This window comes from Deltaproteobacteria bacterium CG11_big_fil_rev_8_21_14_0_20_42_23 (assembly GCA_002796345.1).
Lineage (GTDB): Bacteria > UBA10199 > UBA10199 > 2-02-FULL-44-16 > 2-02-FULL-44-16 > 1-14-0-20-42-23.
This window is the reverse complement of sequence record PCXC01000028.1, coordinates 80940-105141: the sequence shown is the minus strand read 5'-3', so window position 1 is coordinate 105141 and position 24202 is coordinate 80940. Positions and strand designations below refer to the sequence as shown.

The following is a 24202-nucleotide window of genomic DNA, read 5'->3' as shown; positions in this document are numbered from 1 at the left end:
AATTCAACGCCTTAAGCCGCTTCCTTGAAGTGTTGCCAGATTTTAGAGGTCGAGTTCTTTGCGCAAACTTGCCAGGGCCGGAACAATGGTTTTTTCGCTAAAATCGAAGTGAATACTGGCCGCATCAAACAACTCTGGAAGTGGCCTGGAGCCACCAAGACTTAGTCCGCATTTGTAGGCAGCAAGCGCTTCAGCGGGGTTCTCTTTATATTTCAACCAAAGCTGCAATGCCCCAAGTTGGGCGATACCATATTCGATGTAGTAAAAAGGAACTTCAAAAAGGTGAAGTTGTTTTTGCCATTGCCGACCAAGCGATTCTTCGTATTGAGACCAGTCGATGCCAGGATTGAAGCGTTTCATCAGCTGGCAAAACTGCTGTGCGCGCTCTTCTGCTGTGTGTTCTGGATTGAGGTAAATCCAATGTTGAAAGGCATCAATAGCGGCAATCCATGGAAGCTTTACTAAAATGTCTTCAAGAATATCTCGCTTTGCGCGCTTTGTTTCATGGGGATTACGATAAACATTTTGCAGATAATCCATGCCCATCAGTTCCATGGACATTGATGCCACTTCGCAAAATTCCATAGGTGCGTGACGATATGCCACCCACGGTTCTTCGCGACTAGCAAAGGCATGAAAGGCATGGCCTGCCTCATGAAGCAAAGTGAAAAGATCTTGATTGGTTCCACTTGCATTCATAAAAATAAACGGAAGACGAACTTCATCCAAGGTTGATTGATAGCCACCAGGCGCTTTCCCTTTTCTGTTTTCGAGGTCAAGCAAGTCGAGCTCGTTCATTTTTTTAAATTGCGCAGCCAGGTCATCATCCAGTGATGAAAAAATATTCTGGCAAGCATCGATCAGTTCCGTAGCTTTTGTAAACGGACGTAAAGGCTGCTCTCCATCTGCATCAACAGCGAGATCCCAAGGTCTTAATACAGGAAGCGAAAGTTTTTTGGCTCTTTCACTCCGTAATTTTTCTAAAAGTGGGACCACCAAATGTTCAACGGTATGATGAAAAGTAAAACAATCATCTGGTGTGTAATCGAAACGGTTATATGAAGCATGCTGATAATCACGAAAGTTTTTAAACCCAGCATTGATAGCTCTTTGGTGACGATTCTTGACGAGCTTTGAAAAAATTTCATCCAGTTGCGAAGCATGTTTTTTTCTGCAAGCATCAACTAAAGTCCAAACCGCTTCACGTTTTGCACGGTCTGTTTCTTCCATCAATGAAGCCATTTGCTTTAGAGTTTTTTCTTCGCCTTCCCACTGCACTGTCATACCACCTGAAATTTTTTGGTACTCTTGTCCCAATTTACTGTCTTCGGTTTGGAGCGGGATATTTTCTTCACGAAATAATTTTACTTTGTTTTTCATTTTTTTCACCAAAACTTCGGTGCGTCTCTGATCAAGATTTTTTAAATGATCAGCAGCAAGAAAAGCCTTGATAAGTTTATCATTCCACTGCTTCAACTGGGGTTCAATCTCTTCAATAAATGTAAGGTAAGCCTTGCTTGCCGCTTCGTTAGCGGTGTTGCAGGTCATGGCGATATATAGGCGAGAATGCTCTTCATTTAATGCAGCATCTAATTCGCTATAATCAAGCAACCATTGTTCGAGGTCCTTCGGTTGCGACACTTCTTTGATGTTTTTTTCTAACGCTTTGTAACACGGCTCAATTTCAGGATAGTGAGAAAACGATTTCACCCTTTTCGTAAAAGTTCTGGGAAATTCTTCAGCTCGCACTGCTTTTATCTTGAGGACATCACTCATTTTCTTCCACTCCTTACTTGTTTCTTGAATTTACGCGCCGTTTGATGTTAACAGCTTCATCCATATGACGCAAGGGGAATGCTTGATGAAAAAAATTCTTGTTTTACAGCATGTAGACTATGAAATTTTAGGAACACTTTATCCGATGCTTAAGGAAAAAGGGTTCAATGTTGACTGTATCAACTTTGGAAAAAATCCAGAGGCTCAACCAAAATTGAATGGTGCTTCAGCTCTTATTCTTTTGGGTGGCCCCATGAACGTGAACCAAACGAAGCAATATCCCTTTCTTGCTTATGAGACAGAACTCATCAAAGAGGCTATAGCATTGGATATCCCGGTGCTTGGCATTTGTCTTGGTTCACAACTCATTGCAAAAGCTCTTGGTGGAAAAGTACAAAAACATACTCAACACGAAATTGGTTGGTATAAAATGGAAATTTCTGAAAATGGAAAAAAGGATCCCCTTTTAAAGCATATTGACCATGAATATATTTTTGAATGGCATGGTGACACCTTCTCACTTCCAAGTGCTTGCACCCTTCTTGCTTCCACTCAAACATGCTCACATCAAGCAATAAGGTATGGCGACAAAGTGTATGGGTTTCAATTTCACCTCGAAGTTGATGTTCCTACCATCCAACGTTGGATGAACATTCCTCGATATCAGGAAGATTTACTTTCTCTTTGGGGAAAAAACGGGCTGGAAAAAGTAGAAACAGAAACCGAAAAAAACATTCATCGTTCTATGGAATTAAGCAAACTTGTCTTTGAGGCATTTCTTCACCTCATCTAAAATTCTTTTCCGCAATTTGGACAATTATCTCCTGGAAAAGAAAAGTAGTTCGTCCGGAAACTCAGCCTGAATGGCTGTTTGCAGTGAGGACAAACCATTGCTTTTCTCACAAGTGCTACGAGTGCGAATAAAAAACCAAACATAAACACCATTGTAAGCGCTGGAGCAATAAGAGCTCCAAGCACAAACGCAAGAATTGCACCTCCAAGAGCTATGGGGACAATCGCCATCGCTTTATGCTTCATTCTCATTCCCATAAATTTCTCCAAAAGTTCTTTCATTTCTCCCCCTTGTTTTTTTTCTTCTTAAGAGATGCTTTAGCGCTTGTCACTTGTTTTCTTGCAAGAGCTGTGATGTGTGAACTTATGCGCTGTCCATTATGTACTTCATCTGCACATTTTTTCTTTGAAAAAAGAAAACCGCTCACTCCTACAAAGCAATACTTTGAATGCGATACCTGCTCACTCATTTTTTTGGATCCTGCCCATCATCTTCCCATTGATGCAGAGAAAAAAATTTATCAAAACCATAACAACAGCATTGAGCATGAAGGATATGTTGCGTTTCTGTACCGACTCATCACACCTTTGCTTCACCATATCCCTAAAGGAAGCCATGGGCTTGATTTTGGTTCTGGTCCTGGGCCAACGCTTCATACGTTGCTAGAGCGGCATGGGATGAAAATGGATATTTATGATCCCTATTTTTCCCCTCAAGAAAAACTTCTGCTCACTCAATATGATTTTGTGACCGCAACAGAAGTCATCGAACACTTTTGTTCACCAGAAAAAAGTTTTGCTCTTCTTCATAAACTTCTCAGACCCAAAGGATATCTTGCGCTGATGACGCAGGTGGTAAAAGAAAAGGAATCGTTTGCAACGTGGTGGTATCATCAAGATCCAAGCCATGTAAGTTTTTATCAAGACAAAACTTTCGAGTGGCTAGCAGATTCTTTCACGTGGAATTTAATTCGCCCTGCAGAAACCGTGGTTCTCTTCCAGAAAAAAGAGAACGTGGAAAACAAAAAAGCCACCCAAAAATGAGTGGCTTTTTATTGCACATTAAATTGTAGTTATTGAACTTTTGTTACTTCAACCGCATGCTCTCCCTTAGGGCCAGAGCCAATTTCAAACTCAACCTTGTCCCCTTCGTTTAGGGACTTATAGCCTTCAGAAACGATGCTTGCGAAATGAACGAAAAGATCATTGCCGCCGCCGTCTGGAGTAATAAACCCAAAACCCTTTTTGTTGTTGAACCACTTTACAGTACCCTTCTGCTTTGACATGCCTTCCTCCTTCTTAGAGCGCCTGCCTGGAGCTCTATAAAAATGCAACGTAACTTGCTAATAATAATCGTCATTTCATTTTTTGACAAGAAAATAGTCATTTTTAGCCATTTTTGAAAAGAAAGATAAAGTAGGCAAAATAGCTTCCAAGCAAAATGAAGCCCTCAAAACGTGAAATTCGTTTTCCCGTAAAAAGGATAGGGAAAAGAATCACCGTACTGATAAGAAGCGCCAAAAGATCTCTGGAGATAAAAAAAGCGTCTATAGAATGTGAGCCAAAAAGGCCCAAACTGGGTAGGATAAAAATGATGTTGAAGATATTTGAACCCAAAATATTTGCTATTGCCATTTCATGTTGCTTTTTTAAGGCAGCACTCGCAGTAGCCATAAGTTCGGGAAGTGACGTGCCAATGGCCACAACACTGAGACCAATTACCCGTTCTGAAATGGAAAAGGCCCTTGCTAAATGTGAACCTCCATAGATAAGCAATTCTGATCCTGCAAATAATCCAATAAGTGAAAAGAAAAAATAAAGACAAAGGGTAAAAGCTGAAAGATCTTTCAAGTGTTTATATTCTTCTGATACCTCATGCTCAAGTTCTGAATTTTTAAAATCACGCTTCGACTTTCGAAGTGAAAAAAAGAAAAAACAAAGAAACCAAGCAAACGAAAAAAGTGCATCAATGACGGAATAAATGCCATCGTAAAGACTAAACCCCGCAAGAAGTGTTGCCGTTAAGAGAAAAAAGTAATCCGTTTTTACAATTTGTCTTCCCACGGGAAGCGCGGAGACCATGGCACAGAGACCCAAGATAAGTCCAACATTGCATAAATTTGAACCAAGGATATTTCCAATGGCCAAGTTGATTTCACCTTGTGCACCGGCAAGCAAACTCACGCACAATTCGGGAAATGAAGTGCCAATGGAAATAACAACAAGGCCAATAAGTGCGGGAGTAACCTTAAGATGTTTCGCCAACACAACAGCATAGTCAATCAGCTTTGACCCTGAATAAAAGAGCAGCAAAATTCCAAACAAAAGACAAAATAAATAAAGAATCATTCCTCTACTCCATGGTTAAAAGTGCAGACTTTGCCTTTTCACTTCCGAATACAGCAGCTTTTTTGTAATACGCTTTTGCTTTTACAATGTCTTTGTCAATGGAAATGCCCCGTTCATAATATTGACCCAAGATAAATAAGGATTCGTGATCATTTTGTGAAGCAGCCTTTTCATACCAGGCATACGCTTTTGAAAAATCTTTTTCCACTCCCAAGCCTTCGCTGTAAAAAACTCCAAGATTGTACTGTGCTGTAACCAGATGACGCTCCGCAGCTTTTAACAACCAAGGATAGGCTTCTTTATATTTTTTTTCTTGTGCTAGTAAAGAACCCACATAGAACGTTGCTTCCAAATGATCCTCTGCAGCAGCTTTGCGAAACATCACAGAAGCTTTTTCTTTGTCTTGAACTTCTTTTTCGCCATGAAGATATACCAAGCCCATTTTATACATCGCTTCTACATTTCCTTTACCCACAGCAAGAGCAAACCAGTTCAGCGCAGCCCGTTGATCTTGTTTTACTCCGGTACCGGTATAGAGAAGAACTCCGATATCATGTTGAGCTTTATCATATCCCAAGTTACCAGACCTTAAAAGCCACTCATTTCCAATGCTTCTCTCTGGCCTCGTTCCAATGCCCTGAAAATAATAGAGCGCAAGTTCATATTGCGCTTTTGCATTATCTAATTTTGCTGCTTCCAAAAACCAGTGGTAGGATTTTTCATCGCTTTTTTTAACAACTTCGCCCTTTTGAAACATCATTCCCAACTCATACTGCGCTTCTGCATTTCCTTTTTGCGCTGCTTTTTCATAATGCTTAAATGCTTTTTTTTCTTTTCCTTTTCTTTTTGAAAAAAGATTTCCCAATTGAAGTTCAGCCAAAACATTTCCTTTTTTAGCTGCCTTTTTCCACCAGCGTTCAGCTTGCTTCTCATCAAGTGCAACACCTTTACCTTGGAAATATAAAGAAGCTAAATTATTCATGGCATCAGCGTCTCCAAGCTTTGATGCGTTTAAATAGGCTTCAGCAGCTTTTTCTTCATCACGCTGAACACCTTCTCCGTGATGATAGGCAAGCCCAAGATGGTACATCGCTTCTACGTCGCCTTTTTCTGATGCGCGCTGAAAAAAGTGGAATGCTTTTTTGCTGTCCTTTTCAAAATGGGGAGCACCAAGAAGATAACATAAACCAAGATTTGCTTCTGCTTTTGTAAATTCTTGCTTTGCAGCACGGTCAAACCAGGTGCATGCATTTTCTTGCTCATTACCAAGGTGATGCTTTAAATACATTTGTCCTATTTTGTAGGCAGCCTCAGCTGATCCTTTTTGAAATGAAATGTCCCAAAGCATTTTGGCTGATTCGAAATCATTTTGTTTGAAAAAACAATTTCCATTGTGAAGCAAGCTTTCAGCTGAAAGTTCCTTTGTATTTTGAGGAAAGTGACAACCAGCAATTGCATGAGAGCTAAAAAGAAAAAGGCAAAAGGAAAAAATAAAAAGCGGAAAAAGAAAAGAGGAGAGCAATTTTTCTTTAATGTAACTCACCGGCATTTCCTTGCACAATGCGGCTTGGATCAAGATTGATCTTTTGCAAAAGCTGATACCAAAAAGCCTGGGATTGAGTTGAAAAAATCATTTGCTCATCAATGGGCACTGTCATCCACGAACCATTTGCAAGTTCTTGTTCAAGCTGTAATGGAGCCCACGCAGCATGGCCAATAAAAAAACGAAAGGGAACTTTTCTTTGAAGCGTTAGATCTTTTAATGCCCGAATACTCGTACTTACCGAAAGACCTGCATCGGTAAAAAAAGTGGATTCATCTTTGTAGGTATCAGGATGAAGAATAAAACCTTTGCTGGGTTCCACCGGCCCCCCAAGATAAACTTCATCATCTTTTCTCGTTGCCCCCTGAACTTCAGATACTAAATTTCCAACACACTGACCAAGTGGTTTGTTGAGAAGAAGGCCCATACTTCCCTGCTCATCATGTTGAAGAAGCAAAATAACACTTTGCGCAAACATTTCATCTTGAAGATGAGGCATTGCAATCAGAAATCCTGGAAAAAGCTTTTGTGTTTTCATTTTAAATCTCTCTCAACCTTGCACTAGTCCTCATGTTTTTTATTGTACTTTTCATACAGCTTTATGGTTGGAAATGCGAGAACAAACCATAGAATGGAAGCAAAAATACCAACAAGCGAATACCAATTTTCAAATGAAATGCCAAAGCGTTGGAACATCATAATCAAAAAGGATGAACCACCTTTTCCAGTTCTGTATCCAAAGACATCAATCACTTCTTTGGCACGATATCTAGCATCAAAATTGAGTGGAATATACAAAAGTTCTTTTGCTGCTCTAAAAATGGAATAATCGAACACTTTGAACGCCATATACGCAAACCCTGCTGTAGCAAGGCTTGGAGAGCGAAAGAGAAATGCACAACTTGCAATGTGTATCAGTGGAATAAAAAGGTGAACGGTGCGTGGTGCAAAATATTTTAAAAGTAACGGCGCGCCAATAAACTGCAACCCCATCGCAAGCGTATTAAGCAAAGCAAAAAAGTTTCCAGAGTATGCTGTTTGCGTATCAGCATCTGGAATGTCCACCTGCAAAATACCTTGAAACTTGAGACTGAGAACGGCAGAAAGCACTTGCGTAAGCAAAATAATGCCCAACAAAAAAATGAGCATATGATTCCGTTTGAATTCACCAAGTCCAAGATGCCCTCTTTTGTGCTCTTCATATACAGCAGGTTTCATATCGTGCGGGTAAGTGCTGAAGCTAAGTTCAGAAAGAAGCGCCGCTGGAAGTGTGGACAAAGCCGCAAACAGCAGCATGGATGCCGTTCCCAATTTTTGTGCTAGCACGCCAACAAGCAAACCTCCCACGATGGCTCCCAGTGAGGATATGCCGGTGATGGGTCCGTTATAGAGTTTGCCTTGTTCATTGTTGAAACGGCTATTGATGAATGACCAATACTGCTCAATGATGAGAATGATGTACACTTCTCTCACAACATAAGCGATGGCACTTCCAATCTTAATGCCTTTCACAATCATGAGGTAGGAAGCAAAAATGGAAATGCCCGAAAGCAATGAAGTGAAGAAAAGAGTTTTGCGCGGACCAAAAAAGGAAATCATGCGGCCATAAACATACAACGTAAGAATGAGCGCAAAAGGAACAATGGCCATGATGGTGGGCAAACCTTGCGAACCGTAACTTGCCTTGAACAGTGTATTGGAAGCGCTTCGTATGAATTCATAACCACACAGCAAAAAACTTGCAGCAAAGGCCATGATAAAGCCTGAAACAATGGGATGATTTTTTTTAATTTTCATTTTTTCTTCGCTTGGATGTATTCTTCGAAAGTGTAATGAAGTTTTTCTTTCGGAGAAAAATGGACTTCACTTTTTTGAAGAAGTGTAAAATCTTTTTGAAAGTGAGTTATGGGAAAATAAACATCGCCTGAAATTTTTTCTTCAATGAGAGTAACATAAGCTTTTTCAATCTTGGGAAGTGCTTCTTTAAATATTTCGGCTCCTCCAATAACGAAGGCTGTATCATCATCTGAGAGATACTCTTCAAGAAACAGAAGTGCAGTTTCCAAAGAAGAAAATGTGCGGACACCTTTTTTGGCAAAGCCCGCATTTCGAGTAATGACAATATTTTCCCGCCCAGGCAAAGCTTTCCCAATAGATTCAAATGTTTTTCTGCCCATGATAATGGGAGAACCCATCGTTATTTTTTTGAAATGCTGAAGGTCTTCGGGAAGATGCCAAGGTAGTGCACCCTCTTTTCCAATAACACCATCTTTGCTCATGGCTACAATAAGTGAAAGTTTCATATTGAAATCGGTGCCTTAATAGGAGGATGAGGATTATAATCTTCCAAAATAAAATCTTCGTAGGTGAAATCAAAAATTGATTTTACTTCCGGATTTAATTTCATTTTTGGCAAAGGTCTTGGTTCTCTTGAAAGTTGTAACTTCGCCTGTTCAAGATGATTTAAATAAAGATGAAGATCACCAAAACTGTGAACAAAATTTCCAGGCTTCAAGTCACACACCTGCGCCAGCATCAGGGTAAGCAAAGCGTAACTTGCAATATTGAAGGGAACACCCAAAAAGGAATCGGCACTTCGTTGATAGAGCTGGCACGAAAGCCTGTTGTCGTTGTGAACGTAAAACTGAAAAAGCGCGTGACAAGGCGGCAATGCCATTTTGTCAAGATCGGCAACATTCCAAGCATTTACAATATGGCGTCTGGAATGTGGATTTTCCTTGAGGCTTTTTACAAGAGCAGAAATTTGATCAATTCCCGTTTTTCCCTCAGCAACTTCCTCAGGACTTACTCCCCAATGTCTCCACTGATGCCCATAAACAGGGCCTAAGTTGCCATCTGCATCTGCCCATTCGTCCCAGATACTTACTTTATTTGCATGCAGATATCTTGTGTTTGTCTCACCTTTTAAAAACCACAGCAGCTCGTGAATAATGGAACGAAGATGGCATTTTTTTGTGGTCACAAGCGGAAAGCCTTCACGCAAATCATAGCACGACTGGTATCCAAAAATGCTCAACGTACCAGTACCCGTACGGTCTTCACGCTTCTCGCCATGTTTTAAAAGATGATCTAAAAGTTCGAGATAAGCCTTCACTTCTCACCTCTCTCAAGTATAAGGAAAAAAATAAACTTCAATAATAAGTGTTCCGCTGCTTCCTGATGTCATGAGATCTTCGCCCAGCTGTATTTGCGAAACAAGTTCGTGCGAGCTTACAAAATCACGAACAGCTTTTTTCAGTCTACCAGTTCCGTGCCCATGAATAATTTTTATTCGTTTTGCAGGAGACCTGCAAATGAGGGCATCAAGTTCCTGAAGCGCATCATCTACGGTTTTGCCGTGGAGGTCAATAATCTGATCATAATATTGTGAGCTGTTCATTGACATTTTATCCTGTTTGCTTTTTATCCAAACCTCGCGCTTGATGTGTCCCAAGAAAGTAAGAGTAATGTATGATTTCAAACAAAAAAATTGTCCTCAGTTATGAAAATAAAGCAACTCAAACGGGTAGTGTTGAGCTCTCCTATTGGTCTAAAGCTGAGCAAATGAAAAAAAGTATTCTTTCTTGGGTGAGTTGCTGGATTTTAGCTATCGTGAGCATTTTCTTGCCTGGTCTACATTTCGTGCTTGTTCCTACTTTTCTTGTCTTGGGCCCAGCTCTCTTTTTTTACTTTTCTCGCCAACAAGGAATGATTATTTCTGGAAAAGGAAAATGTCCTCATTGCAACGAGAAACTTCTTATTTCTAAAGGCCCTTTACGTTTTCCAATTGAGGAACTTTGCACTGCATGCCGCAAAAACGTCATCATTACTCTTGCTGCAGACTAAAAATGCAATCCGACTAAAAAAGTTCCAATTACCGGAACTTTTCCATTAAATTTATCTGCAACCACGAGCGTTCTAAAACGAACATCTACATTGATATCGGTTTGTCTGAACAGCAACATCCCTACCGAACCGCCAATTCCAAAACCACTTTTGTCAGCAGATGCTGTATCGCGAAGATAGACAAATCCAAGATCTGGACCGGCATAAAATGAGGTTCTTCCATTATTGTTGAAAATGTACTGGCTTCCAAGTGTAACTGATGTTGTTCCCATTTCGCTTGAATTGTAACCAATCAGTGTATCAAATCGCAGGCCAATCAAGAAATCTCTAATATCCCAAGCATAGCCAGTGGAAAGTGCAAACATGGTTCTGTGCGACCTCAGTGCAGAGGTAAAACCCCAACCTGCGCCAAGCATTACTTCCCAACCTGCAATTGATTTGATGCGTGTTGGCTCTTTTTGCTCGCTCTCGAAAACAACTCCTCTTTGTGCAGTCTCTTCCACTTTTTTATTGTCGATAAGCGCAGGAACAAGCCTTGCGATGGCGACATCAATTTCGTCGAAGTATTCAAGTTTTGCTTTGCGAGTGCGTAAAACTTTTCGTTTTTCTACGGCATTCATGATGAGAATATAAGAGTAATCAAGTTTTGTAATTTCAGTTTCAATTTTCCAATCGGCGTTTGATTCAACTAATTCGGCATTCTCGTGTCGATTGATTTCAGATCTGATGAGACTCTTAATAACTGGAATTTTTTCTGCTGCCAAACCATGCGCGCTCACCTCTCCCACACCAATTTTTGTTTTTGCAAACAGTGATGATGAAGAAAAAAGAAAAAGAAAGACGATAAAGAGAAAACTTTTTTTCATAAGCATATTCCTTAATGTTTTGTTTCAGTATGTTTTTGTAAATAATGTTCTGGCAGCAAAAAATAGGTTCCCTTTTTTTCCTGTGGAAAATGATCCACAAGAACCGAGTAATGAACAACATTATTTATGGTGTGATAGCCGTCTATAATACCAATTTTTCCTTCAAGCTCATTTTTTTCTTCAGCACTTATTTCTTGAGGGAGTGAAAACTTTACACACTCACCTTCTTGAAATGATTCTGTATTTTTTTTGATCTTTTCTGAAACAATTGAAACTACAGCTTTTGCCCAAACATCTTCTGCATTAAGCGACGGAACTAAAACCAATTCTCCTCCACCATGAGCTTCAAAGTTTTCTTTTCCTGCCATTGCAATTTCTTCAAGCGTTTCTAAACAATCTGCAACAAACGATGGACACATCACAAGAACTCGTTTCTTTTTTTCTGCTGCCAATTGAAGAATCACTTTATCTGTGTACGGTTTTATCCACGGCGTTTTTCCCAAACGTGATTGAAACGCAACACTATACTTCCCCTCAGGAATTCCCAGCGTTTTTACGAGCGACCGGGTAAGTGAGTAACAGTGCGCTCTGTAGCAGTTTCTATTTTTTTCATTTATACTTTCGCAACAACTTGAATCTTTTAAGCAATATTTTTTCGTCGCATCCAATTTTGTGAGTTGTCGTTCTGGAAGCCCATGGTAACTGAAAAGAACACGATCATACTGTTCGGAAAAGGAAGGTTTGCTTACTTCTGTAACTGCATCGATATAATATTTTGAATCATAAAATGCGGGAAGCGAACTAAGCTGGAGATGTGGAAATTGCTTCTTGATGATAGATTCACATTTTTCAACTGAGGTTCTTGTAGATGATTCCGCATACTGAGGGTAGAGAGGAAAGAGAACAACATGCTTCACCCCTGCTTGAACGAGTTCTTGTATCCCATCTTCTAAAGAAGGTCTTCCATAACGCATTGCGAGGGAAACTGGAATTTCTGGAAGAAGTGACGCTACTTTTTCAGCCAAATCTTGCGAATAACTGAGAAGTGGCGAACCTCTTTCATTCCAAATTTTCGCATATGCTTCGGCTGAAGTTTTTTTTCGCTTTGGAACAATGAGGCAATAAACGAGAAAAAGACGATAAAAAAAAGCATTATCCAAAACATACTTGTCCATTAAAAATTCTTTAAGGTAACGCCCTACAGCAGATGGTGTGGGTGAATCCGGCGTACCTAAGTTAAGCAGAAGAATACCAGTATGTGGGGGAAATGGAGAGGTATCAGGCATTAGCTGTCTCCATAATCTAGCATCAGTTCAGCAATTTCATAGGCATGTTGAATGAGGTCTTGAGGAGATTTTTTGGTACCATAATGCGCCAGGAGGCCGGTGAGAGCATGGGCTGCAAACACATCGAGTTGATCTTGCCCCTTTTCACTTCCATCTCCGGCATAACGATGTGTGCCCTTTGAGGAAATGCTGTTCCCACGCCGTTTTCCCCAAGGTTTAATTTCACCCTCAATGCCGCGCACATACTGAGCTGTAGCCATATTGTGGCTAGGGCCAATTGAATTTTCAGTTGCTGTTGCACTTGTATTTGGTTTTCTTTTTTTCATGCGAATTCACATACTATGGAAATGGATTTTTGCCAGAAAAAAACCCATCATCCTTAAAAAAGAATGATGGGCGTTTGTTGCGGGGGCCGGATTTGAACCGACGACCTTCAGGTTATGAGCCTGACGAGCTACCGGGCTGCTCTACCCCGCGTCATTTGAGTGGCAGCTTCTAGATGAAACAAAGAGAAAGGTCAAGCTCCGTTTTTGGAGAAAATTACTCGACCTAACCCTTCGTTTCAATTAGGCTAAGCGCTTTAAAACTGGCGGAATCCAACATGGAAAATGAAAAAAAATATAAAGTGTTAGTGGTAGATGACGACTCCACAAATCTTTTGGTTATCAACAAAACCTTGAGTCCAAAAGGCTTTGAAGTTGAAGGCCTCACCAGCCCAAAGGAAGCGCTGAAGCGGGTTCCAGAGCTGCAACCCGATGTTATTTTATTGGATGTCATGATGCCAGAGATGAACGGATTTGAGGTATGCCGGCTTCTCAAATCCGATAAAAAAACAAGGCTCATCCCCATCGTCCTTATTACAGCGCTACAAGAAAAAGAAGATAAAATCACTGGCATCGAAGCTGGTTGTGACGATTTTCTCTCGAAACCGATTGACCGACTTGAACTTATTGCACGAGTCACTGCTCTCAGCAAAGTGAAGCGCCTCAACGATGAGCTGGTACATGCTGAATCTATCGTGATGAGTTTTGCCAGAGCGGTTGAAGCAAAAGATGGAAATACTGGCGACCATTGTGATCGGCTAGCTCGGATGGTAACGTCATTTGCGCAAGAACTTGGCCTTAAGCAAGCTGATATTCTCACTCTCGCCAGAGCAAGCATTCTTCACGATGTCGGTAAAATTGGAGTTCCAGATGAAATATTGCTTAAACCGGGAAAACTCTCTCCCGAAGAGTGGAACGTTATGAAACGTCATCCCGTTATTGGCGAAGAGATTTGTAAACCGCTTGCTATTTTCGCCGATGTCTTGCCCGTCATACGCCATCACCACGAAAAGTGGAATGGATCTGGTTATCCCGATGGACTTAAAGGTGAAGATATCCCCCACCTTGCCAGAGTATTTCAAATTATTGATGCCTACGATGCTCTCACCACCAAACGCCCATACAAAAAACCTTTTTCAACCGAGGAAACCTTGGAGCTTTTGGAAAATGAAACAAAAAATGGCCTTTGGGATCCAAAGCTCATGGAAAGTTTTATTTCTTTTCTTAAAAAGAATAGGGGTGAATTTTCTGTTGTGGATGAAGATTAAATTTACTCAGGTTTTCCAAATTCTTTTATTTTCTTTTCATACAATTTCATTGCTTCTGGGAGATAGCTTTTTAAGGCGGCAGCTCTTTCTCCACTTGCAGGATGCGAAGCATAAATACTGGTTTGGTCTTTGTTTTTCTTTGCCGCTCTTTCCCACAATCTTACTGCAGCTCTAGGGTCATAGCCTGCCTTCGCCATATAAAAGAGTCCCAATTTATCTGCTTCACTTTCATTTTTCCGTGAATAACTTGGAACAAAAACATTAAATCCTTCTGAAAAAATCCTTCCAAATAAATCAGCGCCCTCGGCAGAACCAACGCCAATAGCACTTTGCGCCAGGCTTCCCGCTGCATAGATAGTCATGTTACGGCTTATTGATTCCGTAACATGCCTTGCCGTTGCATGTGAAATTTCGTGCGCCAGAACTGCAGCAAGTTCGTCTTTATTTCCTTTTTCTACCAATCCCTTCTCTTTGTCCCACAATCCTTCATACACCATAATTTTTCCACCTGGAGCACACCACGCATTTACAACAGGCGCGTCCGCCACATGAACTTCATAGGGAAAAGATGGGATATGCGAAACACGGCTGATATTTCTTACAATATGTTTGATTGTCTCAAGCTCTGCTTTATTTTTTGGACTATCAACTGCAACGTTATCTTTTTGAAATGCCTTCACTTGCCCTGTCAGCACTTCTTTCCCTAAAGCTGGCTCTTGCGAAAGCTTGTAGTAATTGATGGTGTTTTTTCCGGTGATGACATCCTTGGCGCAAGCAATGACGAGCACAGAAAAAAAAGTGAGAGAAAGGTATTTGAGGATTTTCTTCTTCATAACGTACTGAAATTGCTATAGTACTTTTTTCTTTTCGTCAAATACTCTTCAGCTTGAAGAATGCTGTTAAAAGGACTATAGTCCACGCATGCTTACTTCAAAACTCCAACATCTTTCCCTCCTTCTCTTTTTCATTTGCACAACTTTCGTGGCCTGCAGCAATGGACATCATGAAAACTATCAAGCAAAACGTGAGGAAATGATAAAAAAACATGTTATCTGGCGGGGAATAACGGATGAGTCGATCGTTAAAGCCTTCAACGAAGTACCTCGCGAGCATTTTGTTCTTCCCGAATATAAAAAAGATGCATACGAAGACCTTGAAGTTCCCATTGGGGAAAATCAAACTTTGGATAGGCCCTATGAAGATGCCCTTATCTTAAAAGCCCTCGCCCTTAAACCTGGAGATAAGGTTTTGGAAGTTGGTACCGGCTCTGGATATCTGGCAAGCTTGATGAGTAAAATTGCAGACGAAGTGTACACAATAGAAATTTTAAATCCTCTTGCCGAAAGTGCGCGCAAGAGAGTGGCTGAACTTCATTACAAAAATGTAACGGTAAAAAGTGGTGATGGTTTTATAGGCTGGCAAGAGCATGCGCCCTTCGATGCTATAATTCTCACTTGCTCTCCAGATGAAGTGCCACCTGCACTTCCCGAGCAGCTTCGTGAAGGTGGAAGAGTTGTTCTTCCGCTTGGCAGTGATAAAAAGTTTCAAGAACTTCTTCTCTATGAAAAGCAAAATGGAAAACTTGTGCTGAAGCAACGCATCGCCCCCGCTGAATTTGTTCCCATGGAAGGTGAAATTAGAAAAAAATAAAAGATCTTGTGATCACACTAAGTTATCTGAAACTAAAAAAAGGCTGACCTTTTAAAGTCAGCCCTTTTTAGTTTTGTACTTCTTCGCTACTATTTATATCTTTTTCGTCCCACCCTAAGGGCCCCGAGCATGCTCCAGAAAAGTATCGTTGCAAAGGCAATGGCTGACCAGTCTGGCTTGCTGTCGGAAAGTGCGCATGATCTGGCACATCCGCTACCACCTTGGCCTACATTACTAGGCAAGCCCGGAAGCACCACCGCCTTGGCAGAATTGGTAGTGCTATCGGTATCAAGTTTTAACACAAACTTATCAACCCATGGCAAGCCCGCTAAGTCTTCTGCTGTAAGGTTTTCGCCTGCTTGCTCTCGTGCAGTTCTTCGCTTGCTAATTTCTTCCATCACCTTATCAAGATTACGTTCCTGATTTTCAATATTGCTTGATTCAGGAATGGCGCCATCTGTTCTCCAACGTTTTGGATACGGTTCGATACGTTTTATCATTTGGTGGCACGCATAGCCAAGTTGATTTACATTTTGGTTTGCATCAACTTGCGGAACTGCAGAGAAATCGAACTGCGTTCCCAAAACTCTTCCGCCCGGAGCCACTCCAAACACTTGGTGTTGGAAGACATCGTTAATAACAGTTATATTATTCTCTTCTCTCACCGTAAGATCAGGAACAACGGAACTAAGCGGAACGCCTTGAGTTGCAAACTCTACTCCATTTACCGCAATGCTTGGCAAAAGGTTTACATCTAAATTTCCCTCTTCTGAAATAGGCAAGAGCGTTACGGGTTCTTGCACTAAATCAAAACCATTTGGACGTTCAGTAAATTTTCTTAACTTTGTTCCATTCAACTGAACTACAGAATACTTCAGCAAATTTCCACTTACATTTGGAAGGACAGCTCTATCGGGATAGGCAAGGGAAAACTGCGCTGTACTTAGATTTGGCGCCGCACCACCTGCAACGCAGCAGGTAATTTGCGCAACGGAATATTCGTGCTCAGCAAATTTGTCATCTGGCCATCCGGAAACTTCCCGGTATTTTTCATTCACAAGCGCAAAGCGTTTGCTGGCATCTTCGCTTGAGAAACCGCGAACATCTACATAGCATTTTCCAATAGGTGGTGGTGTAACATTCACAACCGGATCTTCCGGAACCACACCTCCGCCAGCAGGCACACACTTACAGCTATCCGCTAAGCTACAGATCATACCATCGCCGCAAGCAGGTTTGTTAAAACCACACTCATGCACTTGCAAAAGACCGCAGCTGTTTTTACATTGGCAGTCGTTGATGTCGCAAATTTCGAAGGCATCACAGGTGTTGCTTCCGATGTCGCAGGTTTCATCTTCATCAATACGAGAGTTACCGCACAACGGATCTTGCACATCAACCGGCACATCTTCTGGTCTTCCTCCCGGCGGAAGGGGAATATCAGAGGAAGCAAGTGCTTGATTCAAAACTACCGTCATATGACGTGGTCCTGGAGGGATTTGCGCACGCGATAACCTCTGTACAGGATGAGGAGCAAGTTCTGCATTTCCACCGTTTCCAATGCCACCTTCAAAGTGCGGTAACTCATTAATGGGATTACGCAGAATCAGTGGAAAGAAAGCAGGTATGAAAATTTGAATTACATTATTTTCTTCTGCTCCCGCAGGCTTCGGAGTAGAAAGAATGCGAAGCCCTTCGGCCATCGCATCAGCACCAAGTTCTTGCAAAGCCTCTAATCTTTGAAGTGTAAGTTCATTTAAAGCTCTTTGAAATTCACACATTTGTTGCGATGACAGATCTGAACATTTCACTTCTGGAACAGCAACTCTTATATTCATTTGATCTAATGGAATTGATTCTGCTGAAGAAAGTGGACTTTGTTTCTGAATATTCAATGCGGGTGCTGGATTTGGCGCAACATCCATAACTTGCTGACTTCCACCGGAAGAAATTGAATCGGAATTTAATTGAATATTTTGCTGATTTGCACCTGTGTTTTGTTGAACTGGTAAAGTTGAATCTTGTATCGTTGTTCCAGTAATATTGTTGAGGGGAATATCTTCCGAAGCAGCGTTGAGTTCGTTTTGATTGAGATTTCCAGAGACTTGGATATTTTGAGGCAAGGTGTTTTGCTTTATGTTCAATTGAACTTGATCTGAACTTGGAAGATTATTCTGCTCTTGAATGAGCGTATTACTTGTATCAAGGTTCTTTTGGCTTGAAGTATTTGGAGCAGAAAACTGAGCACGCTGTAAGTCTCTTATATCCGCTATCGCAGAAGCATGCGAAGTTTCAACAATGGAATCTGGCCTGTATTTTGTTTTTGCGACAGCATAAAGTTCATCCGATAAAAACTCACTGTCTAATGATGCTCCTCGATTAGCGCAGTATGCTTCGGTAGGCCCTATAATGCTATTCACCACTGCAATATCACCTTTACATTGCACAAAAGCTGGATTGCATGGATCGCAGCAGAGATCATTTGCCCAAAAAGGAGCCTCCACTACTTGGCCATTTTGGAGAGTGAACTTACAAATGTCGGTACGACATCGCCGTGGGATAACAATACCATTAATTTTAAATGGTGCTGCTCTGAATCTGTCTCTTGCGTCTTCTGCAACATAATTTGCAAAACTTGAAATATATATTTCAGCAGGGCTTGCTACATCATAATTTTCTAACGTTGGGCACTCAAAACGTGGAAGCATGAGCGGTAAACCATTGATAGCCGCTAGATTGTAGTTTTCATCTATGCTTGCTTCGCTTGGACCAATCAATTTTCGCGAAATTTCTGATGCAGCAGCTTCTTGAAGGTATCGTCCTCCTGCATCTTGGGTATTCGCAGGTAATAAACCAGCATCGGCCGTTACAAAACCAAAACGAATTGGCTTGGCATCTTGAAAACGATTCAGAATTGGATTTTGATTGATGTCTTTAAAGAGAAAACCATAAGCAGCCATTTTTCCTGCATCATTCCCTTCTAAAATTATGTGGGGAATAAGATCCAGTACGAGTAAATCAAATGGTCCATTATCATCAACCTGTGCCAAAACAGCACGGGCAATTTGAGAATTAACATTGAGCGAAAATATTCTCTGTGGATCTCTTTGAAGACTACATTTTCCTTGAACTCTTTCACTCTTATAGAACAAAACACTATTTGAAAACATGGCATTGTTTTCTTCGGAAGCTCTGAAATAAACATGCTGATCAGGTAAGTTTTCAAATTCTTCAAGTGGAGTAAGCGATTCATAGCCTTCTCCCCTTAAAGTCATGGCGATATCAAGGCAAAAATCTCCATCAATATCAGCAGCAGAAAGAGAATAAGGAACAAAGCCATTCGGAATACCTCGAATATCATATTTCTCTGGCAAGAACCAATTTGTTGCTGATAAATTCGGTTCCCTTACATCACTTATTGTATGTAATCTGTTCTCGAAAAGAAAAGGATCTGCCTTATATACATAAAAAGATTTTGCTTGGTCTCTATTAAGGACTGGACGTGAAGAAGCTACAAAGAGCACTTGGCGATCTACTCCATCCACTCTTTCTACGCCAGGTGCAGCCGAATAGACCTCAGCGGGTATGATGACTGATGCAAAAGGAGTGAAAACAGAATTTGGATTATTATCTTGAATGGTGGGAGAAAGTGCCCAAGGTTCACCAAAGCGGCCCCAAAAATTTACATACGATACAAGACGATTTGGAAAAATTGCTTGAGTAAGTTTTGCGAAGTCACCTTGTTGCGAGCGTAGACCAATATATTCAAAGACAGAAGTATGATTCCTTCCATTCACAACTGGATTTCCAACTTTGTCGGTAAAGATTTCATCTAAATCAAAAACCGGAGCTTGATTCACCACAGCAAAACCATCAAAGTGACCAAAGTTTTTATTCCACGGCTGTCTTTCAATTTGAGCAAGGCTATCTGCTTGATAGTAAATCATGCGCTCGACACTAATAGGATTAAAGCTAAAATCTGTTAGAAGATTAAGAACGTTTCCTGGTCCATTCTCATTAAAGAAACCTGCTCCAACAAGATCTAGTGCTTTGTATCCTGCAAGCTGAAGTCTGCCAATCAGCGCATCAACATTGCTACGATAAAAAACAAGCGGTGAAAAAAAGCCTGCGCTTATGTTATCAAGTATTTCTTCTTCAGCATCTTGATTTCCATGTTCTATGCTCTGAGCAGCTTTAAGCCTAACTGCAATGGGATCATACGCAGCTGTAACTAAGCCCCTTCCATAACCAATGTCAGCAATGCCATAGGTAATGGCGTCTCCATAGCGAATGGGGAGGAAATCATTAACGGCCTCAGGCTCAATGCGTTGAATTTCTTTCAAGAGCGGCCATTCAGCAGCAGGGAGACCAATAGCTCTTGGATAGAGTGATTTATTGTAAGGAGAAAGCGTATAATCAGAACTGGCAATAATGTTTGCAATAAGCGGACTTTGCCCTGACAAGTTTTCAAACACTCTATTGTCTTCCGTGTCATAAATATCTGCTATTTGAATTGCTCGCTTTGCTTGGTTTTCTTGTGTTGCCTGGCAATAAATACTAAAGACATCAGCTCCCAATTTCGTTTCTGACTGGCAAAATCCATGTAACGGTTCAAGCACTCTATCTCCAACAACAGCAAGCATATTCAAATGATCTAAAGCAAGACCGCCAGGAAGCCCTGGTGTAGCAAAGAGGTCCTGCACAAAGAGTTCTTCACCATCAATGTGTACTGAGTGTGTACGGAAAAAATCACTTCCTGCTGGAGGAAGTGGATGATCAAAAAACCGCAGGTGCGTTGCATCAGTTCTTAGTTTATCTTTGTGTGGATCTCGCTGACCAGGTTCTGCAAGCACTGGAATGGGGTCTGTGTACATTCGTCCTGCAGCTGCAGGATCTTGGCCTATGCCGTTCCCAGGCAAGGGAGGATTCTCTTGTGGTGGTCTTTGGTCTTCCTGAGCATGTAATAATGGTGCAGCTAAAAAAATGTAAGCGAACACTGCTAGAAACAGCGGTAGGAAATGAAAGTACGTTTTTTTTCTCATATGTTCTCCAGCCCCACTCAATCAATAAGTTTGCAAGTTAAATGCCACCGATACAGGAAAGGTTGCTATCTATGTCTTTAATTTTTATAGATTTTTTTTGCCATGACATTAAAAAATGGGACAGCACCTTCTCAAAAAGTACTATCCCATCAAAATTTTGACGTTTTTTCTCCCCACGCGCGGAAGATAATGAAAAGACATGCTTTTTGCAAGAGCTAAGAAGAATAAAAACTTATTTTTACCGATGCTGAGAAAAATTACTTTTTCTGATCAAGTTCGAAGGCTGAATGAAGTGCGCGCACTACAAGTTCGGCACATTTTGCATCGATCACAATAGACACTTTAATTTCTGAAGTTGAGATCATATGAACACTAATTCCTTCATCAGCAAGTGTGCGAAACATTTTGTACGCAACACCAGCATGTGTTCTCATCCCCACACCCACTACAGAAATTTTTGCAATGTCACTGGCCATTTCAACCTTACCCGCTCCAGTATCGGCTGCCACTGCTTCTGCGATGAGCATCGATTGCTTCAAGTCTTGTTTTGGAACGGTGAAGGTAAGATCGGTGAGGCCTTCTTTCGAAACGTTTTGGACAATCATGTCTACGTTTATGCCTGCATCGGAAAGAGGCTTGAAAATTTGTGCGGTGATGCCAGGTTTGTCCGGAACTTGCCGAATGGCAATTTTTGCTTCATCTATATTAAGCGTCACACCTGAAACCAGTATGTCTTCCATCAGCTGATCCTCCGTTACAATTTCCGTTCCCGCGCCATCTTCAAAACTGGAGAGAACTCTGAGCTTCACTTTATGTTTTGCAGCAATTTCTACCGAACGACTGTGCAATACTTTTGCTCCAGCATCGGCAAGTTCTAGCATTTCTTCATAACTTACTGTTTTAAGTAAGCGCGCATTTGCACATATACGGGGATCTGCCGTGTAGACACCTTTTACATCGGTGTAAATATCGCATCGGTCTGCATTGAGTGCCGCTGCAAGTGCCACGGCTGTAGTATCTGAACCACCACGACCGATGGTGGTAATGGCGCCCGCTTCGGTTACTCCTTGAAATCCCGCCACTACTGGAATGCCCTCTTTTTTTAGAATGTGCCGAATGCGATCGGTGTCAATTCTGCGAATGCGTGCTTTGCCGTGATGTTCGTCAGTGACAATGCCCGCCTGATGGCCAAGAAAAGGTTCAGCCGTGTAGCCTTTGTTTTCAAGTGCCATGCACAAAAGGGCAACGGTCACTTGCTCACCAGTTGAAACCAAAACATCTTGATGCAAAGGTTGCGGAGCTTCACTCATTTCGCTTGCAAGTTTGAGCAATCGATTTGTTTCGCCAGCCATAGCGGAAACTACGGCAAGAACAGCGTTTCCCCGTTTTCTCTCTTCAATAATTTTGTCCGCAACAGCTTGAATGCGCTTGATATCACCTACTGAAGTTCCACCAAATTTTTGAACAATAAAAGTCATGCGTTAACCAAAGGAGTCTCAATGTTGAGATCTCTTTCACTTTCTGAAAGAACTTTGAAGTGTAATCGATAAATATTTTTCGGCAAAACACTTGGAAATTTTTCTGCCCACTCAATAAAACAAATGCCATTTCCGTAAAGATATTCTTCCATGCCCAATTCTTTTACTTCATCTTCATGTTCTAAACGGTAAAAATCAAAATGGTACAAAGGCACCCTACCTTCATAGACATTCATGATGGTAAAGGTTGGAGAAGAAACATATGTTGTTTCGGAAACTCCAAGCGCTCTTGCCAAAGCCGCGATAAACGTGGTTTTCCCGGCTCCTAACTCTCCAGACAAAGCAAGCACATCTCCTTTTTTGAGGTGTGATGCAAGTTCTTTCGCCATTTTTTGGGTTTCTTGAAGCGAATGTAAAATCATGCAGAAATTCCGTGAGAAGCTTGCCGAATTGCATCTGAAAGCCGGTTTATCACATCTGAGGCCACCATTGAAATTTCGCCCTCATCTTTGGCAGCAATATCACCAGCTAAACCATGTAAGTAAACTCCGGCAATGCAGGCTAGCTCTGGTTTGTAGCCTTGTGCAAGCAAACCTGCGATAACACCCGTAAGCACGTCGCCCGTGCCAGCTGTTGCCATACCTGGATTTCCGGTTGGATTGATATAAATTTTTCCTTGTGGAGTTGCAATAACGGTTGAAGCTCCTTTAAGGACAACGTACACATTGTACGTCATTGAAAAGTTCTTTGTAATTTCAATGCGGTGCTCTTGAATATCTTGAATACTTTTTCCTGTAAGGCGCGCCATTTCACCTGGATGAGGCGTAATAATAGTTGGCGCTTTTCGCTGTTTCAAAATTTCGAGGTGATTGTTTCCCAGACAATTTAATCCGTCGGCATCAAGCACGAGGGGAAGATCGATAATGGGCAACGCTTCTCGTACAAAATCTTTGGTTGTTGCTGCCACTCCAATACCTGGCCCAACGGCGATAGAATTTTTTCCGCTCATGAAATCAAGCACACCTTTGAGACCAACAGGATGAAAGCAGCCTGTATCGCCATCGGGAACCGGATGACAGATGAGCTCTGGATATCGTGCATCAAATTTTTCATATGCTTTTTTGGGAAGGGCAAAACTTACAAGCCCAGCACCAATGTGCAAAGCTGCTCTGCTGGTAAGATAGCCGGCACCAAGCATGCCTTTATGACCAGCGATAACAAGAAAATGTCCAAAGTTGCCTTTGTGTGCATCAGATTTTCGTGGACGTAAAAGTTCTTGAAACGACTCTGGCGTAATAAGCTCGTATTCACCTGAAACTGAAGCCTCACGTGCTTTTGGAATTCCAATATCGGCAACAGTTAACTTCCCCACGCATGCAGGGCCATCGCCACAGAAAAGTCCAACTTTGGGAAGTCCAAGCGTTACCGTGCGAGCAGCATAAATGGTGCTTCCTAGGGCTTCACCAGTATCTGCACTAAGCCCCGATGGAACATCGATGGAAATAACAGGATAAGAAAGTTCGTTGATGTATTCGATAAGACGGGTGAAGTGTCCACTGACCGCGGTTTTAAGGCCGGTACCAAAAAGAGCATCTATAAAACCTTGGCATGATTGAAGTGTTTGTTTTTCCTTTTCGCATTCTTCTATTGATGTAGCTGAAACGAAGCGAGGAGCTTTTTCTTGCAAGCGATTATAATTTGCTTTTGCATCTTCAGAAAAGTGATCAAGTGCAAATGTGTGAAAAAAACAAACTTCATATCCTTTGTCTAAAAGAAGTCGTCCTGCGGCAAGCCCGTCTCCAGCGTTGTTTCCACGGCCCAACAACACTCCAATACAACCCTTTTCTTTTGGAAATAGTTCGCATGCAGCATCTGCAACTGCGGCACCTGCATGCTCCATGAGTTCAAGTGAAGGTATGTGGTCCAATTCAATGACCGCTTTATCTAAGGCTTTCATAGCATCAGATGAGACGATTTTCATGT

The 24202-nt window shown here is 41.5% G+C and carries 23 protein-coding genes and 1 tRNA gene; 5 read left to right on the top strand and 19 right to left on the bottom strand.

Features of this window, described 5'->3' with window-relative positions; translation table 11 throughout:
- Positions 1-42: 42 nt before the first annotated feature.
- The gene (locus COV43_03350; protein PIR26034.1) at positions 43-1776 is read right to left on the bottom strand and encodes a peptidase M3; all 1734 of its coding nucleotides are present in this window, start codon (positions 1774-1776) and stop codon (positions 43-45) included.
- Between the two features lie 64 nt (positions 1777-1840).
- Between COV43_03350 and COV43_03345 the strand changes: the two genes are divergently transcribed.
- Positions 1841-2569: a hypothetical protein gene (locus COV43_03345; GenBank protein ID PIR26033.1), complete on the top strand. Its 729-nt coding sequence runs from the start codon at positions 1841-1843 to the stop codon at positions 2567-2569.
- Here the strand turns inward: COV43_03345 and COV43_03340 are convergent.
- Positions 2566-2850 carry a hypothetical protein gene (locus COV43_03340; protein ID PIR26032.1) on the bottom strand — a complete coding sequence of 95 codons (285 nt, stop codon included), beginning with the start codon at positions 2848-2850 and terminating at the stop codon, positions 2566-2568. The two genes, COV43_03345 and COV43_03340, sit on opposite strands and share 4 nt — an antisense overlap.
- Between COV43_03340 and COV43_03335 the strand changes: the two genes are divergently transcribed.
- Complete coding sequence (locus tag COV43_03335; protein ID PIR26031.1) at positions 2806-3612, top strand: hypothetical protein; 807 nt, start codon at positions 2806-2808, stop codon at positions 3610-3612. The genes COV43_03340 and COV43_03335 overlap by 45 nt on opposite strands.
- Before the next feature lie 29 nt (positions 3613-3641).
- Here COV43_03335 and COV43_03330 read toward each other — a convergent pair whose 3' ends face one another.
- The 8 genes from COV43_03330 to COV43_03295 form a co-directional block, all read right to left on the bottom strand.
- A complete protein-coding gene (locus COV43_03330; GenBank protein ID PIR26030.1) occupies positions 3642-3854 on the bottom strand; it encodes a cold-shock protein in 213 nt (70 codons plus the stop codon).
- Positions 3855-3957: 103 nt separating this feature from the next.
- A complete protein-coding gene (locus COV43_03325; GenBank protein PIR26029.1) occupies positions 3958-4917 on the bottom strand; it encodes a calcium/sodium antiporter in 960 nt (319 codons plus the stop codon).
- A gap of 4 nt (positions 4918-4921) precedes the next feature.
- Positions 4922-6466 carry a hypothetical protein gene (locus COV43_03320; GenBank protein PIR26028.1) on the bottom strand — a complete coding sequence of 515 codons (1545 nt, stop codon included), beginning with the start codon at positions 6464-6466 and terminating at the stop codon, positions 4922-4924.
- Positions 6447-6998, bottom strand: a complete 552-nt coding sequence (locus tag COV43_03315; protein ID PIR26027.1) for a hypothetical protein — start codon at positions 6996-6998, stop codon at positions 6447-6449. Before COV43_03315 ends, COV43_03320 begins: the two co-directional genes overlap by 20 nt.
- 23 nt (positions 6999-7021) lie before the next feature.
- Positions 7022-8257, bottom strand: a complete 1236-nt coding sequence (locus COV43_03310; protein PIR26026.1) for a hypothetical protein — start codon at positions 8255-8257, stop codon at positions 7022-7024.
- Positions 8254-8763, bottom strand: a complete 510-nt coding sequence (locus COV43_03305; GenBank protein ID PIR26025.1) for a hypothetical protein — start codon at positions 8761-8763, stop codon at positions 8254-8256. The genes COV43_03310 and COV43_03305 overlap by 4 nt, the downstream gene beginning before the upstream one ends.
- Positions 8760-9575: a thymidylate synthase gene (locus COV43_03300; protein ID PIR26024.1), complete on the bottom strand. Its 816-nt coding sequence runs from the start codon at positions 9573-9575 to the stop codon at positions 8760-8762. The genes COV43_03305 and COV43_03300 overlap by 4 nt, the downstream gene beginning before the upstream one ends.
- A 12-nt stretch (positions 9576-9587) precedes the next feature.
- Positions 9588-9866 (bottom strand): hypothetical protein, encoded by a 279-nt coding sequence (locus tag COV43_03295; GenBank protein ID PIR26023.1) that lies wholly within the window; start codon positions 9864-9866, stop codon positions 9588-9590.
- Between the two features lie 65 nt (positions 9867-9931).
- On the opposite strand from COV43_03295, the gene COV43_03290 reads away from it, so the two are divergent.
- Positions 9932-10306, top strand: coding sequence for a hypothetical protein (locus COV43_03290; GenBank protein PIR26022.1), 375 nt, complete (start codon positions 9932-9934; stop codon positions 10304-10306).
- Here COV43_03290 and COV43_03285 read toward each other — a convergent pair.
- The 4 genes from COV43_03285 to COV43_03270 all read right to left on the bottom strand — a co-directional run bounded on the left by COV43_03285 (position 10303) and on the right by COV43_03270 (position 12935).
- A complete protein-coding gene (locus COV43_03285) occupies positions 10303-11172 on the bottom strand; it encodes a hypothetical protein (GenBank protein ID PIR26021.1) in 870 nt (289 codons plus the stop codon). The genes COV43_03290 and COV43_03285 overlap by 4 nt on opposite strands.
- Positions 11173-11183: 11 nt before the next feature.
- Positions 11184-12458 (bottom strand): ferrochelatase, encoded by a 1275-nt coding sequence (locus COV43_03280; GenBank protein PIR26020.1) that lies wholly within the window; start codon positions 12456-12458, stop codon positions 11184-11186.
- Positions 12458-12784 (bottom strand): hypothetical protein, encoded by a 327-nt coding sequence (locus tag COV43_03275; protein ID PIR26019.1) that lies wholly within the window; start codon positions 12782-12784, stop codon positions 12458-12460. Before COV43_03275 ends, COV43_03280 begins: the two co-directional genes overlap by 1 nt.
- A gap of 74 nt (positions 12785-12858) precedes the next feature.
- A tRNA-Met gene (locus COV43_03270) sits at positions 12859-12935 on the bottom strand.
- A gap of 124 nt (positions 12936-13059) precedes the next feature.
- On the opposite strand from COV43_03270, the gene COV43_03265 reads away from it, so the two are divergent.
- Positions 13060-14049, top strand: a complete 990-nt coding sequence (locus COV43_03265) for a two-component system response regulator (GenBank protein ID PIR26018.1) — start codon at positions 13060-13062, stop codon at positions 14047-14049.
- Positions 14050-14051: 2 nt separating this feature from the next.
- On the opposite strand, the gene COV43_03260 is transcribed toward COV43_03265, so the two are convergent.
- Positions 14052-14882: a hypothetical protein gene (locus COV43_03260; protein PIR26017.1), complete on the bottom strand. Its 831-nt coding sequence runs from the start codon at positions 14880-14882 to the stop codon at positions 14052-14054.
- Between the two features lie 88 nt (positions 14883-14970).
- Here COV43_03260 and COV43_03255 point away from each other — a divergent pair, with 88 nt between their 5' ends.
- A complete protein-coding gene (locus tag COV43_03255) occupies positions 14971-15699 on the top strand; it encodes a protein-L-isoaspartate O-methyltransferase (protein PIR26016.1) in 729 nt (242 codons plus the stop codon).
- Positions 15700-15788: 89 nt separating this feature from the next.
- Here COV43_03255 and COV43_03250 read toward each other — a convergent pair whose 3' ends face one another.
- The 4 genes from COV43_03250 to COV43_03235 form a co-directional block, all read right to left on the bottom strand.
- Positions 15789-20741: a hypothetical protein gene (locus tag COV43_03250; protein ID PIR26015.1), complete on the bottom strand. Its 4953-nt coding sequence runs from the start codon at positions 20739-20741 to the stop codon at positions 15789-15791.
- A 257-nt stretch (positions 20742-20998) separates the two neighbouring features.
- The gene (locus tag COV43_03245) at positions 20999-22219 is read right to left on the bottom strand and encodes an aspartate kinase (protein ID PIR26014.1); all 1221 of its coding nucleotides are present in this window, start codon (positions 22217-22219) and stop codon (positions 20999-21001) included.
- The gene (locus tag COV43_03240; GenBank protein ID PIR26013.1) at positions 22216-22641 is read right to left on the bottom strand and encodes a tRNA (adenosine(37)-N6)-threonylcarbamoyltransferase complex ATPase subunit type 1 TsaE; all 426 of its coding nucleotides are present in this window, start codon (positions 22639-22641) and stop codon (positions 22216-22218) included. The genes COV43_03245 and COV43_03240 overlap by 4 nt, the downstream gene beginning before the upstream one ends.
- Positions 22638-24200 (bottom strand): bifunctional ADP-dependent NAD(P)H-hydrate dehydratase/NAD(P)H-hydrate epimerase, encoded by a 1563-nt coding sequence (locus COV43_03235; protein PIR26012.1) that lies wholly within the window; start codon positions 24198-24200, stop codon positions 22638-22640. The genes COV43_03240 and COV43_03235 overlap by 4 nt, the downstream gene beginning before the upstream one ends.
- Positions 24201-24202: the final 2 nt, after the last annotated feature.